The sequence below is a fragment of the Streptomyces liliiviolaceus genome (genome assembly GCF_018070025.1).
In the GTDB taxonomy this organism is placed as follows: domain Bacteria; phylum Actinomycetota; class Actinomycetes; order Streptomycetales; family Streptomycetaceae; genus Streptomyces; species Streptomyces liliiviolaceus.
Map to the genome: position 1 here is coordinate 962,528 of NZ_JAGPYQ010000002.1, position 13,746 is coordinate 976,273.

At 70.9% G+C, this 13,746-nt stretch carries 12 protein-coding genes; 1 reads left to right on the forward strand and 11 read right to left on the reverse strand.

Annotation, left to right across the window (positions count from 1 at the left end; genetic code table 11):
• Positions 1-251: 251 nt before the first annotated feature.
• The 11 genes from J8N05_RS39585 to J8N05_RS39635 all read right to left on the reverse strand — a co-directional run bounded on the left by J8N05_RS39585 (position 252) and on the right by J8N05_RS39635 (position 11,380).
• Complete coding sequence (locus J8N05_RS39585; RefSeq protein ID WP_210891829.1) at positions 252-1,160, reverse strand: Pro-rich N-terminal domain-containing protein; 909 nt, start codon at positions 1,158-1,160, stop codon at positions 252-254.
• Between the two features lie 166 nt (positions 1,161-1,326).
• Entirely contained in the window at positions 1,327-2,418 is a 1,092-nt protein-coding gene (aroB, locus tag J8N05_RS39590; RefSeq protein WP_210891831.1) for a 3-dehydroquinate synthase, read from the reverse strand.
• Complete coding sequence (locus J8N05_RS39595) at positions 2,415-2,897, reverse strand: shikimate kinase (protein ID WP_210894151.1); 483 nt, start codon at positions 2,895-2,897, stop codon at positions 2,415-2,417. Before J8N05_RS39595 ends, aroB begins: the two co-directional genes overlap by 4 nt.
• A gap of 29 nt (positions 2,898-2,926) precedes the next feature.
• On the reverse strand, positions 2,927-4,111 hold the full coding sequence (gene aroC / locus J8N05_RS39600) for a chorismate synthase (protein WP_210891833.1): 1,185 nt from the start codon (positions 4,109-4,111) through the stop codon (positions 2,927-2,929).
• A 190-nt stretch (positions 4,112-4,301) separates the two neighbouring features.
• The gene (locus J8N05_RS39605) at positions 4,302-4,571 is read right to left on the reverse strand and encodes a hypothetical protein (protein WP_210891835.1); all 270 of its coding nucleotides are present in this window, start codon (positions 4,569-4,571) and stop codon (positions 4,302-4,304) included.
• A 62-nt stretch (positions 4,572-4,633) separates the two neighbouring features.
• Positions 4,634-5,497 carry a shikimate dehydrogenase gene (locus J8N05_RS39610; protein ID WP_210891837.1) on the reverse strand — a complete coding sequence of 288 codons (864 nt, stop codon included), beginning with the start codon at positions 5,495-5,497 and terminating at the stop codon, positions 4,634-4,636.
• The gene (gene mltG, locus J8N05_RS39615; RefSeq protein WP_210891839.1) at positions 5,475-7,298 is read right to left on the reverse strand and encodes an endolytic transglycosylase MltG; all 1,824 of its coding nucleotides are present in this window, start codon (positions 7,296-7,298) and stop codon (positions 5,475-5,477) included. Before mltG ends, J8N05_RS39610 begins: the two co-directional genes overlap by 23 nt.
• A gap of 117 nt (positions 7,299-7,415) precedes the next feature.
• On the reverse strand, positions 7,416-7,880 hold the full coding sequence (gene ruvX / locus J8N05_RS39620; protein WP_210894152.1) for a Holliday junction resolvase RuvX: 465 nt from the start codon (positions 7,878-7,880) through the stop codon (positions 7,416-7,418).
• Between the two features lie 17 nt (positions 7,881-7,897).
• Positions 7,898-10,570 (reverse strand): alanine--tRNA ligase, encoded by a 2,673-nt coding sequence (alaS, locus tag J8N05_RS39625; RefSeq protein WP_210891841.1) that lies wholly within the window; start codon positions 10,568-10,570, stop codon positions 7,898-7,900.
• Positions 10,570-10,938, reverse strand: a complete 369-nt coding sequence (locus J8N05_RS39630; protein WP_210891843.1) for a DUF6167 family protein — start codon at positions 10,936-10,938, stop codon at positions 10,570-10,572. The genes alaS and J8N05_RS39630 overlap by 1 nt, the downstream gene beginning before the upstream one ends.
• A gap of 7 nt (positions 10,939-10,945) precedes the next feature.
• Complete coding sequence (locus J8N05_RS39635; protein ID WP_107019681.1) at positions 10,946-11,380, reverse strand: DUF948 domain-containing protein; 435 nt, start codon at positions 11,378-11,380, stop codon at positions 10,946-10,948.
• A gap of 160 nt (positions 11,381-11,540) precedes the next feature.
• Between J8N05_RS39635 and J8N05_RS39640 the strand changes: the two genes are divergently transcribed.
• Complete coding sequence (locus J8N05_RS39640; RefSeq protein ID WP_247706877.1) at positions 11,541-13,727, forward strand: ATP-binding protein; 2,187 nt, start codon at positions 11,541-11,543, stop codon at positions 13,725-13,727.
• Positions 13,728-13,746 lie beyond the last annotated feature (19 nt).

Below are 13,746 nucleotides of genomic sequence, written 5' to 3' on the forward strand. Positions count from 1 at the left end.
GGTAGGGGGTGGGGCTTGAGGTTGTGTGCCGGGTGCGGGTCCGTTGGGGTTGCTCGCGCAGTTCCCCGCGCCCCTAAAAGAATCGGGTGCGGGTTCGTGGGGGTTGGCCGCGCAGTTCCCCGCGCCCCTCAAAACGCGCCCGGTGCCCGCGACCCTGAATGGCGCGGGCGCCCTCGCGGCCCCGGGAGGCTCCCGTGCGGGCCGGTGGGGGTTGCTCGCGCCGTTCCCCGCGCCCCTTCCGAGCGCTCAGGTCACCACTGAGGTGGGCTTGCGATGGAGCGGGACAGGACCTCGTCCAGGACTCGGGCCGTCTGGGGGACGTCCAGTTGGGAGTTGTCGATGATGGGGAGGCCCGAGCCGTACCAGCCGGCCATCCGGCCATGGATACGGGCCACTTCCTCGTCGGTGAGGCGGCGGTTTCCGGAGCGCTCCGCGTTGCGCTCCAGGACTATCTCCAGGCCCGGCAGGAGCACGACCGGCAGCAGCCCGGGCCCGACGTGCCGCTTCCAGCCGCCGAGGCCCACCACGGGCCGGTCGGGGAAGACGGCGTCGTCGAGGATGCAGGAGATGTTGTTGGCCAGGAAGTTGCGGGCCGCGAAGCCGCAGGTGCGGCGGGCGAGCCGGTACTGCGCCTCCGACATGTCGTTCCACCCCGACTGCGGGTCGGCGAAGCCCGAGCGCACCCACTCACGGACGTCGTCCAGGCTGATGTGCGCCGTGGGCACCCTGCGGTGGTCCGCCCAGTACTTGGCGACGCTGGTCTTGCCCGCGCCCGCGGGCCCGATGAGCAGCACCGCGAGCGTCGTGGACGTCGGGTCGGGGATGCCGGTCGCGGGCGGCGCGCTCGGCATCGGGACGGGACCGCCCGGCGGCAGCTGGACATGGCCCGTGGTGTCCGGCGTGGGCGGCACGGGAGCGTGGTGCGGGGCGGCGTGGTGCGGCGCGGGCGGGTGCCCCGGCGGATGCGGAGGGCCCGGCGGGTGCGGGGCCGCGGGTCCCGTCTGCGCTCCGGCGAAGCCCGGCGGCGGACCCGCGGGGACCCCGGCGTGCGGACCGGGGTGGTGCGGTCCCGGGTGTGGTGCGGCCCCCGACCAGCCGGCGGCCGGTCCGTGCCCCGGCTGATGGGGCGGCGGCAGCGGAGACCCCACTGCGTGCTGCATCCGGTGCCACTCCGTCTCGTACAGGCAATGGGCGCTGGCAGCGGGGCACCTGCCCCGCTCGCCTACCGAACGGTACCGTCCCCGGCCGCCGTTTGGTGAACGGCCGGGGACGGCCCGAAGTGCCCGTCCGCGCAGGCGAATCGGTGCAAGTGCCGCTCCGGGGGAGCTATTCGCCCACTTCGCCGTAGGCGGCGAGGAGCACCGCCGGGTCGGGGCCCTCCAGGACGGTCGGCTTGGCCAGTCCGTCGAGGACGATGAAGCGCAGGAGGTCGCCGCGGGACTTCTTGTCGACCTTCATGTTCTCCAGGAGCTTCGGCCACTGGTCGTAGCGGTAGGTCAGCGGCAGTCCGACCGACTCCAGGATCGTGCGGTGCCGGTCCGCGGTCACGTCGTCGAGACGGCCCGCGAGACGGCCCAGTTCGGCGGCGAAGTGCATACCGACCGAGACCGCGGCGCCGTGCCGCCACTCGTAGCGCTCGTTCTTCTCGATGGCGTGGGCGAGGGTGTGCCCGTAATTGAGGATCTCGCGCAGCCCGGACTCCCTGAGGTCGGACGAGACGACCTCGGCCTTGACCCTGATGGAGCGCTCGATGAGTTCGGCGGTGTGCGGCCCGGCGGGCGTACGGGCGCCCTGCGGGTCGGCCTCGATGAGGGCGAGGATCTCCGGGTCGGCGATGAAGCCGGCCTTGATGATCTCGGCGAGCCCGGACACGAAGTCGTGGACCGGCAGCGAGTCGAGGGCGGCGAGGTCGCACAGCACGCCGACGGGCGGGTAGAAGGCGCCGACGAGGTTCTTGCCCTCGGCGGTGTTGATGCCGGTCTTGCCGCCGACCGCCGCGTCCACCATGGCCAGCACGGTGGTGGGGATGGCGATCCAGCGCACCCCGCGCAGCCAGGTCGCCGCGACGAAGCCCGCGAGGTCGGTGGTGGACCCGCCGCCGACGCCGATGATCACGTCGGTGCGGGTGAAGCCGGACTGACCGAGCGCCTTCCAGCAGTACGCGGCGACCTCGGCGGTCTTGGCCTCCTCCGCGTTGGGCACCTGGATGGCGACGGCATCGAAGCCCTGCTCGGCGAGGTCGGCGCGGAGCGCGTCACCGGTCTCGGCGAGCGCCTCGGGGTGGATCACCGCGACCCGCTTGGCCCTCTCCCCCACCAACTGACCGAGCTCACCGAGGAGTTGGCGGCCGACCAGGACCTCGTACGGCTCGCTGCCCGCCGTACCGCCGACGTGGATCCGCGTCACTGCCTCGTTCATGCTTCCTTCAACTCCAGTGCGTCGAGGACCGCTCGGGTGACCTCTTCGGGGGTACGGCCGTCGGTGGCGACCACGGCGCTCGCGACCCCCGCGTACAGCGGGCGGCGCGCGTCCATGAGTTCGCGCCACTGCCGGCGCGGGTTGACCGCGAGCAGCGGCCTGGCCGCGTTCAGGCCGGTGCGCTGGACCGCTTCCTCGACGTCCATCGAGAGGTACACGACGGGCTGTCCGGCGAGCAGCGCCCGGGTGTCCTCGTCGAGGATGGAGCCGCCGCCGAGGGCCAGTACGCCGTCGTGTCCGGCGAGCGCGCGGCGCACGGCCTGCTTCTCCAGGGCCCGGAAGGCGGACTCGCCCTCCTCCACGAAGATGTCCGCGATGGTGCGGCCCTGCTCGGTGACGATGTCCTCGTCGGTGTCCCGGAAGCGGCAGCCGAGCCGCTCCGAGAGCAGCGCTCCGACCGTGGACTTGCCGACGCCCATGGGGCCGACCAGCACGATCCTGGGACCGGTCACCGCACGACCAGGTTCTTCAGGTACGACTGCACGTTGCGCCGGGTCTCCGGCACGCTGTCGCCGCCGAACTTCTCCGCGACCGCGTCCGCCAGGACCAGCGCGACCATCGCCTCGGCGACGATCCCGGCCGCGGGCACCGCGCACACGTCCGAGCGCTGGTGGTGCGCCTTGGTGGCCTCGCCGGTCGCCACGTCGATGGTCGCCAGGGCCCGCGGCACGGTGGCGATGGGCTTCATCGCCGCCCGTACGCGCAGCAGTTCGCCGGTGGTCAGCCCGCCCTCGGTGCCGCCGGAGCGGCCCGAGGCGCGCCGGATGCCCTCGTCGGTCTGGACGATCTCGTCGTGCGCCTTGGAACCGGGCACCCGCGCGAGGTCGAAGCCGTCCCCGACCTCCACGCCCTTGATCGCCTGGATGCCCATCAGCGCCGCCGCCAGCCGCGCGTCGAGGCGCCGGTCCCAGTGCACGTGCGAACCGAGGCCCACCGGCACCCCGTACGCCAGCACCTCGACCACTCCGCCGAGCGTGTCGCCGTCCTTGTGGGCCTGGTCGATCTCCGCGACCATCGCCTTCGACGCGTCCGCGTCCAGGCAGCGCACCGGGTCCGCGTCCAGCCTCTCGACGTCGTTGGGGGTGGGGTACACGCCGTAGGGGGCCTTCGCCGCCGCCAGCTCCACCACGTGCGAGACGACCTCGATACCGGCGGTCTCCTTCAGGTACGAACGCGCCACCGCGCCCAGCGCCACCCGCGCCGCGGTCTCCCGTGCGGAGGCCCGCTCCAGGATCGGCCGTGCCTCGTCGAAGCCGTACTTCTGCATTCCGGCGAGGTCGGCGTGGCCGGGCCTCGGCCGGGTCAGCGGGGCGTTGCGGGCCAGCTCGGCGAGGACCTGCGGGTCGACCGGGTCGGCCGCCATGACCTGTTCCCACTTGGGCCACTCGGTGTTGCCGACCATCACCGCGACCGGCGAGCCGAGGGTGAGTCCGTGCCGGACACCGCCCAGGAAGGTGACCTCGTCGCGCTCGAACTTCATCCGCGCGCCGCGCCCATAGCCCAGGCGCCGCCGGGCCAGGTGGTCCGCCACCATCTCCGTGGTGATCGGCACGCCGGCGGGAAGACCCTCCAGCGTCGCCACAAGTGCCGGACCGTGGGACTCCCCGGCGGTCAGCCAGCGCAACCTGCTCAACGGTGCTCCTCATGCTCGCGCCCTGGTACTGCGTCCTGCTCTGCGTACGCGCGTCCTCGCGTACGGCGACGGCGCGACCGGGTGCGCGGCCCTGGCCCGCCGCCTCCGATCCTCCCACGTCCGCGCCCTGCGCCCGGCCCCAGGTCCATCTGGCGGACGCGCCGCGCTCACGCCGTGGTGCCGGTACGCGTCACGCCGCGGGGTCGTCCCGCCGGGGCATCGGGGCGTACGAGCCCAGGTGGTCGCTGCCACGGCCCTGTGCGTACCGTGCCGACTCGGGGATGGGCCGCCCCGTGCGGAGCGCCCGGTGGTAGACGAACTTGCGCCAGGTCCTGAGCGCCCAGGGGGTCAGGACGGCGAGCAGGAAGAGCCCCAGCGCGGTGCCCTGTGCCCAGTCCGGCAGGAAGCCCACCACCGACTGGAATATCTCCGACTTCCAGGACGCCTGTGTCACGTACATGGATCTGTCCCCCGTTGTTCCGATGCGCGCGGCCCCGCCCCCGCGGAACCGGAAGCCGGATCCTAGCGGCCGTCCTGGCGGGCCGCGAGGGACTTCTCCCCCGCCAAGCGCATGACGTCGACCGGGGCCGGAGCGAGGCCCGTCATCTGCTCGACTTGCAGGACCGCCTGGTGTACAAGCAGGTCGAGCCCGCTGACGACGGCGCCTCCGTACGCGGACCAGCGGGCCGCGAGGTCGGTCGGCCAGGGGTCGTACAGGACGTCGAAGAGGGTGGCGGGCCGTTCGGGGACGGACGGGGCGAGGGTGTCGGTGGCGCCCGCCGGGGTGGTCGCGATCACCAGGGGCGCGCGCAGGGCCTGTTCGGCCTCCGACCAGTGGGCGGTACGCACCTCGATGTCGAGCCGCTCGCCCCACTGCCGCATCTCGGCGGCACGCGCCTCGCTGCGGACGTACGCGACGACCTCGCCCGTGCAGACCCGGGCGAGCGCGGCCAGCGCGGAGGAGGCGGTGGCGCCCGCGCCGAGGATCGCCGCGGATTCCACTTGTTCGATGCCCCGCTCGCGCAGGGCGGCGACGATCCCGGGGATGTCGGTGTTGTCGCCGACGCGGCGGCCGTCCTCGGTGCACACCACCGTGTTCACGGCCTCGACGGAGGCCGCCGTCGCGGTGATCTCGTCGAGCAGCGGAATGACCGCACGCTTGAGCGGCATCGTCAGCGAGAGTCCGGCCCATTCGGGACCGAGTTTCCCGATGAATCCGGGCAGCGCCGCCTCGTCGATCTCGAAACGGTCGTACGACCAGTCGTGCAGACCCAGTTCCCCGTACGCGGCGCGGTGCAGCACCGGGGAAAGGGAATGGCCGATCGGGGAACCGAGAACGGCGGCTCGGCACCGCCGGTCCCCGTCAGTCCTTGTTGCGCCGCTCATTGAATTTCTGAACCAACTTCTCGTGCTCGGCCAGGGTCTTGGTGAAGTCCGTCTTCTTGCCGTCGATGGAGATGAAGAACATCCACGCACCGCCGTCGGGCTCCAGCGCCGCCCTCAGGGCCTCGTCACCGGGATTACCGATGGGCCCGGGCGGAAGACCCTTGTAGAAGTACGTGTTGTACGGGTCGTCGTAGTTGCGGATCTCGGCGACCGAGATGTCGATCTTGCTCTGACCCTTGAGGTAGTTGTACGTCGAGTCGAATTCGAGCTTCTGGTTGGTGACGTCGTTCGTCGGCTTCAGCCGGTTGTAGACGACGGACGCCATCTTCTTGAAGTCGTCGTGCGTGATGCCCTCGGCCTGGACGAGGCTCGCGACCGTGACGACCTGCAGCGGGTCCTCAAGGCCCAGGTCCTCGGCCTTCGCCTCCAGGTCGTACTTCTCGTACTCCTTGTTGGCCTGCGCGACCATGTCCTTCAGGACGGTCTCGGGCTTCATGTTCTTGTCGGCGGGGTAGGTCGCCGGATAGAGGAATCCTTCCAGCGGGTCCTTGATGTCGCTGTCGTCGTTCGCCCAGTCCGGGAGCCCGAGGCTCTTGTACTTCTTCTTGGCGATCTCCGCGGTGGTTCCCTTGGAGAGATCGAGCTGTTTGTCGATCGCCTCGTACACCGTGACGTTGCGCTGCCCTTCCCTGACGACCAGATTGTTCTGGCTCTTGGGATCGAGCATCAGCGCGACAGCGCTTTCCGCGGACATCTGCTTCTTCAGCAGATAGGAACCCGCCTGGATCTTGTCGCCGTTCTCGTTCTGCGCCTGGGCCGCCACGAAGGCGTCCACGCTCTTGACGACGCCGGCCGCCTTCAGTTTCTGGCCGATGACCGATCCGAAGGCGCCCTTGGGAATCACGACGGTCACCTGGCCGCCGGTTCCCTCTCCCGCGTAATCGGGGGCCGAACCGAAACGGCTCTGATAGAACTGGTAGCCGAAATAGGTGACGCCACCGCCCACCGAGAGGAGGACGAGGGAGACCACAAGGCAGGCACAGCCGTTCTTGCTCTTCTTCTCGCCTTTGCCCTTGCTTCCCTTACCGCCTTTGCCGCCTTTGCCGCGCCGCCGGTTCTGCGGGTCGTCGTCGGAGTCGTCCTCGTCGTCGTCACCGCCCGCGAAGAACGCGTGCTCGCCCTGGTCCGGACCCGGGTCCCAGTCGGTGCGCTTCGATTCCGGTTCCGGTTCCGCCTCGGGTTCCGGTTCGGCGCGGCGGCGGCTCGGCGGCTCCGGCGGCGGATAGGCGTCGGGAGTCCCGTAGTAGTCGGGCTGCTGACCGTTGTACGCCACGGCCTGGCCGCCGTAGGGATCGTTCGGGTCACCGCCGTACGGGACCTGTTGCTGCTGTTGCTGCTGGTACTGCTGGCCCGCGTCCCAGCCGCCGTTGTACGGCTGGCCGTTCTGGTCGTACTGCTGACCGTTCGGGTCGTACTGCCCGCCGCCCTGGTTGTGGTAGCCCTGCCCACCCTGGCCGTTGTACTGCTGCGGAGAATGACCGCCGTACTGCTGCTGCCCCTGGACGTAGTGCTGCTGCTGTCCCTGGGCGTACTGCTGCTGCGCCTGGTCGTAGTCGGCCTGCTGACCTGTGCCCCAGTCGCCGTACTGCGGCTGCTGCGGCTGCTCCGGATAGTGCTGCGGCTGGCCGCCGTAGGGGGACTGGGCCGCGTGGGCCTCCTGTCCTCCCCATCCGCCGTCCCCGTACAACGGGTCCTCGGGATGCCACGGTTCGGAGCCTGGGCCCCGGCCATACTCAGTCATCGATCCCCTAGAGCCGCGAGGCGGTGGTCGCGCGGTGGCTGGGCTTCCGTCGCCTCTTCTCCTGTGCGGAAGCTATTCGAACACCACCGCATCGCGCGGAACGTTACCGTACCGCGATCAGATGACCACTTCGACGCCCTCGCCCGGAGATGTACCTGACACCCGTTCGGACTCCAGTGCCTGTTGGAGAATGATCACGGCTGCGACCTGGTCGATGACCGATCTGCCCTTCTTGGACTTCACGCCCGAGGCGCGCAGTCCCTGACTGGCCGTCACTGTGGTCATCCTCTCGTCCACGAGGCGCACCGACACCGGTGCGATCGCGTGTGCGAGCTCCTGTGCGAATGCGCGGACCTTGAGGGCTGCCGGGCCCTCGCCCCCCTTCAGGGAGCGAGGAAGGCCCACGACGACCTCGATCGGCTCGTACTCCTCGACGAGTTGCCGCAGCCGCCGGTGGGCGGCCGGGACGTCACGTCCCGGCACGGTCTCCACCGGCGTGGCCAGGATCCCGTCGGGGTCGCAGGAGGCGACCCCGATCCGGGCGTCCCCGACATCGATGGCGAGCCGCCGGCCGCGGCGCATGACCCGCTCGCCGTCGCTCACTTGGCGGTCTCGGCCACAAGCCGCTCGACGGCGTCGACGGCCTCACCGATGGCGGCCGGGTTCTGGCCGCCGCCCTGGGCCACGTCGGGCTTGCCGCCCCCGCCGCCGCCGAGGGTCTTGGCGGCCGTGCGCACCAGGTCACCGGCCTTGAGACCGCGCTCGCGGGCCGCCTCGTTGGTGGCGATGACCGTCAGCGGTTTGCCGTTGACAGTGGTGAACAGGGCGACCACGACGGCCCGTCCGCCCTGGATGCGGCCGCGTACGTCGAGGACCAGCTTGCGCAGGTCGTCGGCGCCTGTGCCGTCCGGGACCTGGCCGGTGACCAGGGCGACGCCCTGCACGTCCTTGGCCGACCCGGCGAGACCGGCGGCGGCCTGGAGGACCTTCTCCGCGCGGAACTTCTCGATCTCCTTCTCGGCGTCCTTCAGCTTGCCGAGCATGGCCGAGACCTTCTCCGGGAGCTCTTCCGGACGGCCCTTGATCAGCTCCTGGAGCTGGGCGACGACCGTGTGCTCACGGGCGAGGAAGTTGTAGGCGTCGACACCCACCAGGGCCTCGATACGACGTACGCCCGAACCGATCGACGACTCGCCGAGCAGCTTGACCAGGCCGAGCTGGGCGGTGTTGTGCACGTGTGTGCCGCCGCACAGCTCCTTGGAGAAGTCGCCGATGGTGACCACGCGCACGCGCTCGCCGTACTTCTCGCCGAACTCGGCGATGGCGCCCTGCTTCTTGGCCTCGTCGATGCTGAGGATCTCGGCGTGCACGTCGAGGTCGCGGGTGAGCACCTCGTTGATCTTCTGCTCGACGTCCGTCATCACGGCCGTGGGCACGGCGGACGGGGAGCCGAAGTCGAAGCGGAAGCGGCCGGGCTGGTTCTCGGAACCGGCCTGGGCGGCCGTCGGGCCGAGGGCGTCGCGCAGGGCCTGGTGGGTCAGGTGGGTGGCCGAGTGGGCGCGGGCGATGGCCGTACGGCGGCGCACGTCGATGACGGCCTGGGCCTTGGCGCCGACGGTCACCTCACCGACCTGGACGACGCCCTTGTGGACGTACACCCCGGGGACGGGCTTCTGGCAGTCGCGGACCTCGACGACGGCACCGGTGTCGATCCTGATGCGGCCGGTGTCGCCGATCTGGCCGCCGCCCTCGGCGTAGAACGGGGTGCGGTCGAGGACGATCTCGACCTCGTCGCCCTCGGTGGCGGCGGGCGAGGAGACACCGTCGACGAGGATGCCGACGACCGTGGACTCGCCCTCGGTGCTGGTGTAGCCGATGAAGTCGGTCTCACCGGCGGCGTCGGCGATCTCGCGGTAGGCGCCCATGTCGGCGTGCCCGGTCTTCTTGGCCTTGGCGTCGGCCTTGGCGCGCTCCCGCTGCTCCTTCATCAGGCGCCGGAAGCCGTCCTCGTCCACGGACAGGCCCTGCTCGGAGGCCATCTCCAGGGTGAGGTCGATCGGGAAGCCCCAGGTGTCGTGGAGCAGGAAGGCCTTGTCGCCGGACAGGACCGTGCCGCCGGAGGCCTTGGTCTCCGTGACGGCGGTGTCGAGGATGTTGGTGCCGCCCTTCAGCGCCTTGAGGAAGGCGGCCTCCTCGGCGAGGGCGACGGTCTCGATGCGCTTGCGGTCGGAGACCAGCTCCGGGTACTGCCGGCCCATCATCTCGATGACGACGTCGACGAGGTCCTGGACGACCGGGCCGGTGGCGCCGAGCAGCCGCATGTTGCGGATGGCGCGGCGCATGATGCGGCGCAGCACGTAGCCGCGGCCCTCGTTGCCTGGGGAGACGCCGTCGCCGATGAGCATCACGGACGTCCGCATGTGGTCGGTGACCACGCGCAGGGAGACGTCGGAGGCGTGGGCGGTGCCGTACTCGACACCGGTCAGCTCGGTGGCCTTCTTGATGACGGCCATGGAGGTGTCGATCTCGTACAGGTTCTGCACGCCCTGGAGGATCATGGCGAGGCGTTCGAGGCCGAGACCCGTGTCGATGTTCTGGCTCGGCAGGTCGCCGAGGATCTCGAAGTCCTCCTTCGAGGTGCCCTCGCCGCGCTCGTACTGCATGAAGACGAGGTTCCAGATCTCCACGTACCGCTCGTCGTTGACGGCGGGGCCGCCCTCGACGCCGAACTCGGGGCCGCGGTCGTAGTTGATCTCGGAACACGGGCCGCAGGGTCCGGGGACGCCCATGGACCAGTAGTTGTCCTTCTTGCCCAGGCGCTGGATGCGCTCCTTGGGGACGCCGACGACCTCGTGCCAGATGCGCTCGGCCTCGTCGTCCTCCAGGTACACGGTGATCCAGAGCTTCTCCGGCTCCAGGCCGTAACCGCCCTTGTCCTGGGGGCTGGTCAGCAGCTCCCAGGCGTACTTGATGGCGCCTTCCTTGAAGTAGTCGCCGAAGGAGAAGTTGCCGCACATCTGGAAGAACGTGCCGTGCCGGGTGGTCTTGCCGACCTCTTCGATGTCCGGCGTACGGACGCACTTCTGGACGCTGGTGGCGCGGGCGAAGGGAGGCTTGACCTCACCGAGGAAGTACGGCTTGAAGGGGACCATGCCGGCCGGGACCAGGAGCAGAGTCGGGTCGTCCGCGATGAGCGACGCCGAAGGGACGACGGTGTGCCCGCGCTCCTCGAAGAAGCTCAACCAGCGGCGACGAATCTCGGCCGACTCCATCAGTGGTCCTCATTCCGGTTGTACGAGTACGTCGACCTCTCGACGTACGTCGGGTTCTTGCTGTACTTCGAGTTCTTGCTGTACTTCGGGTCGTTGCTGTTCTCGATGGCGGCGACGCGGCGCGGGGCGGCCAGTTCGGGATCGGTGTTGAGCCCGAGCGCCTCGCCGAGTTCCGCCTCTCGCTGGACCATGCCGGCCCTGACGTCGAGGGCGAAGTCCTTGACGCGGTGGCCCGCCTCGATCGCCTTGTTCGCGGCCTGCGCCGCGAGGCTCTCGGGCGTCAGCTGCTTGATCTTGCGGTTGACCTTGGTGGTGGCCCACACACCGGCGGCTGCGCCCGCGGTGAACCAGAACGTACGGCGGAACATCGCTGCGTCAGTCCTTCTTCCGCTTTCCCCGTCGCGCCGACGGGACGGTGCGGCCCACGATCACGGTGCGTCGCGTGGGCTTGGCGGGCTCGTCCTCGCGGCGGCCGCCCATGGCCCGGCGCACGCCGTAGCCGAACGCCGCCACCTTCACCAGCGGGCCGCCGAAGGTCGAGGCGACGGTCGAGGAGAGCGCCGACGCGTTCGACGTGACCTCCTGGACGTCCGCGGCGATGGCGTCGACCCGCTCGATCTGGGTCTGTGCGGAGCGCACGGCCGCGGAGGCGTCCGCGAGGAGCGGGACCGTCTGTTCGGTCACGTCCGCGACGAGCTTGGTGGTCGCCCTGAGCGTCTGGGCCAGCCTCGCGAGTGCCACCGCGAGGAAGGAGACCAGGATCGCCCAGAAGACGGCCACCAGGATCCCGGCCACCTCACCACCGGACACTGCGCACCCGCTCCCTGAATTCGTGCCTCACCATCGAAAAGTCGTCCTCCGACCCTATCGCGCCGGGGCCGCGGCTCTGTACCGGATTACCGTCCGCCGCACCAGTCCTCGCGCGAAGCGATTGTACGGAGTGCTCATGGATGAGTACGCTCCGTTGCCCATGCGGTCTTCTCAGGGTTCTCAGCCCTCCGGAGCGGGGGCGGGCGGTCACCGGGCCGGCAATCTGACCCTGGAGCTCAACGCGTTCGTGGGCCGGGCGGCCGAGCTGACGCGACTGGACGCGGCCCTCGGCGCCGCACGGCTGGTGACGGTGACGGGCCCCGGCGGGGTCGGCAAGTCGCGGCTGGCGGCGCACGCGGCGGCCCGGCTCCGGCCGGACGACGGGGTGTGGCGGGTGGAGCTGGCCGAGCTGCGCGAGCCGGAACTCGTCGCGTACGCCGTAGTGGAGGCGCTGGGACTGACGGATCACACCTCGCGACCACCGCGCCAGGTCCTGCTCGACCACCTCGCGCAGCGGCACCTGCTGCTCGTGCTCGACGGGTTCGAGCATCTGGTCGACGCGTGCGCGTCGCTGGTCGGTGAGCTGCTGCGGCGCGCGGGGGGCCTGCGGGTGCTCGCCGTGGGGCGCAGGCCGCTCTCGGTGGAGGGCGAGCAGGTGTTCCCGCTGGCGCCGCTGGCCGAGGCGGAGGCGGCCGAGCTGTTCGCGGACCGCGCCGCCGCCGGCACACCGGGTTTCGCGCTGCACGACGGCAACCGCACGGACGTGCACGAGATCTGCCGGCGGCTGGACGGGGTCCCGCTCGCCGTGGAGCTGGCCGCGGGACGGCTGCGGGCCCTGTCCCCCGCGCAGCTGCTGGCCCGGCTCGACGACCGCTTCCGGCTGCTCACGGGCGGTGGGCGCGACACACTGCCACGCCATCAGACGCTGCGCACGGCGATCGGCTGGAGCCATGAGCTGTGCACACCGCAGGAGCGGCTGATGTGGGCGCGGCTGTCGGTGTTCGCCGGACAGTTCGACCTGGAGTCCGTGGAGTACGTGTGCGGGGGCGGCGGGCTGCACCCCGACAACATCCTCGACGTCCTCCACGAGCTGCTGGCCCAGTCGGTGATCACCCGCGAGGAGACACCGGCGGGCGTGCGCTACCGGATGCTGGACACGGTCCGGGCGTACGGCGCGGACTGGCTGGAGGCCACCGAGGACGGGGAGCGGCTGCGGCGGCGCCACCGCGACTGGTTCATGGGGCTGGCGACCTGGGGCGAGCTGGACTGGTTCTCGCCCCGGCAGCACGAGGTGGCCGCGCGGGTGGAGGCGGAGCTGCCGAATCTGCGCCGCGCCCTGGAGCACTGTCTGAGCGAGCCGGACGACGGGCATCTGGGCCAGTACCTCGCGGGGACCCTCTGGTTCTACTGGGTGGGCTGTGGGCGGCTGTCGGAGGGGCGGCACTGGCTGGAGCGCAGTCTGGACCTGGACACCGAGCACGAGAGTTCGCGGCTGAAGGCGCTGTGGGTGCTGGGCTATGTGGCGATCCTCCAGGGCGACACCGTGCCCGCGTTCGCCGCGCTCGTCGAGTGCCGCCGGACGGCGGAACTCGCCGGGAACCGCACCGCGCTGGCCTACGCCGAGCACCGCACCGGCTGTCTGGCCCTGGTCACGGACGACATGCCCCGTGCCCAGACCCTGCTGCGCTCGGCGCTCGACCGCTATCACGAGATCGGCGAGCTGAACAGCAACGTACTGATGGCGCAGGTGGAACTGGCGATGGCGCTGGCCTTCCAGGGCGAGCTGCCGGACGCGGTGCGCCTGTGCGAGGAGGTGCGCCGGGTCTGCGTGGACCACGGAGAACGCTGGTCGCTGGCGTACGCGCTGTACGTGCTGGCGTACGCGGCCTGGGCCGAGGGTGATCCGGTGGGCGCCCGGCAACTGCTCACCGAGTGCCTGGACATCACCCATGGCTTCCACGACCTGCTCGGCACGGTCCTGACGGTGGAGCTGCTCGCGCTGGTCACCGTGGCGGAGGGCGACGCGGCCGAGGCGGCGGTGCTCCAGGGCTGCGCCTCCCGGATGTGGCCGTCGGTGGGCCTGCCCCTGTTCGGCTCGGCCTACTACAACGCCCCGCACGAGCGGTGCGAGGCCATGGCCCGGGAGCGGCTGGGCGACGAACGGTACGAGGAGTGCGTACGGTCCGGGGCGCGGCTGGGCCGGCAGGCGGCGGTGGGCCGGGCGCTGGGCCGCGCCCGGCCGGAGGCGCTCGGTGCGTCGGCCGCGCCGCGTGGCATCCCGGCACCCCCGGACATGCGAGAACCCGCCGCCTCGCCCACCCGCAAGGGTGGGGAGACGACGGGCTGACGCTCTACGAGCAGGCGCG

Bases quoted from the DNA above. Each gene is read 5' to 3' on its own strand.
- J8N05_RS39585 (WP_210891829.1), bottom strand. From the start codon at position 1,160: ATGCAGCACGCAGTGGGGTCTCCGCTGCCGCCGCCCCATCAGCCGGGG.
- aroB (WP_210891831.1), bottom strand. From the start codon at position 2,418: ATGAACGAGGCAGTGACGCGGATCCACGTCGGCGGTACGGCGGGCAGC.
- J8N05_RS39595 (WP_210894151.1), bottom strand. From the start codon at position 2,897: ATGGGCGTCGGCAAGTCCACGGTCGGAGCGCTGCTCTCGGAGCGGCTC.
- J8N05_RS39605 (WP_210891835.1), bottom strand. From the start codon at position 4,571: ATGTACGTGACACAGGCGTCCTGGAAGTCGGAGATATTCCAGTCGGTG.
- J8N05_RS39610 (WP_210891837.1), bottom strand. From the start codon at position 5,497: ATGAGCGGCGCAACAAGGACTGACGGGGACCGGCGGTGCCGAGCCGCC.
- mltG (WP_210891839.1), bottom strand. From the start codon at position 7,298: ATGACTGAGTATGGCCGGGGCCCAGGCTCCGAACCGTGGCATCCCGAG.
- ruvX (WP_210894152.1), bottom strand. From the start codon at position 7,880: ATGCGCCGCGGCCGGCGGCTCGCCATCGATGTCGGGGACGCCCGGATC.
- alaS (WP_210891841.1), bottom strand. From the start codon at position 10,570: ATGGAGTCGGCCGAGATTCGTCGCCGCTGGTTGAGCTTCTTCGAGGAG.
- J8N05_RS39630 (WP_210891843.1), bottom strand. From the start codon at position 10,938: ATGTTCCGCCGTACGTTCTGGTTCACCGCGGGCGCAGCCGCCGGTGTG.
- J8N05_RS39640 (WP_247706877.1), top strand. From the start codon at position 11,541: ATGCGGTCTTCTCAGGGTTCTCAGCCCTCCGGAGCGGGGGCGGGCGGT.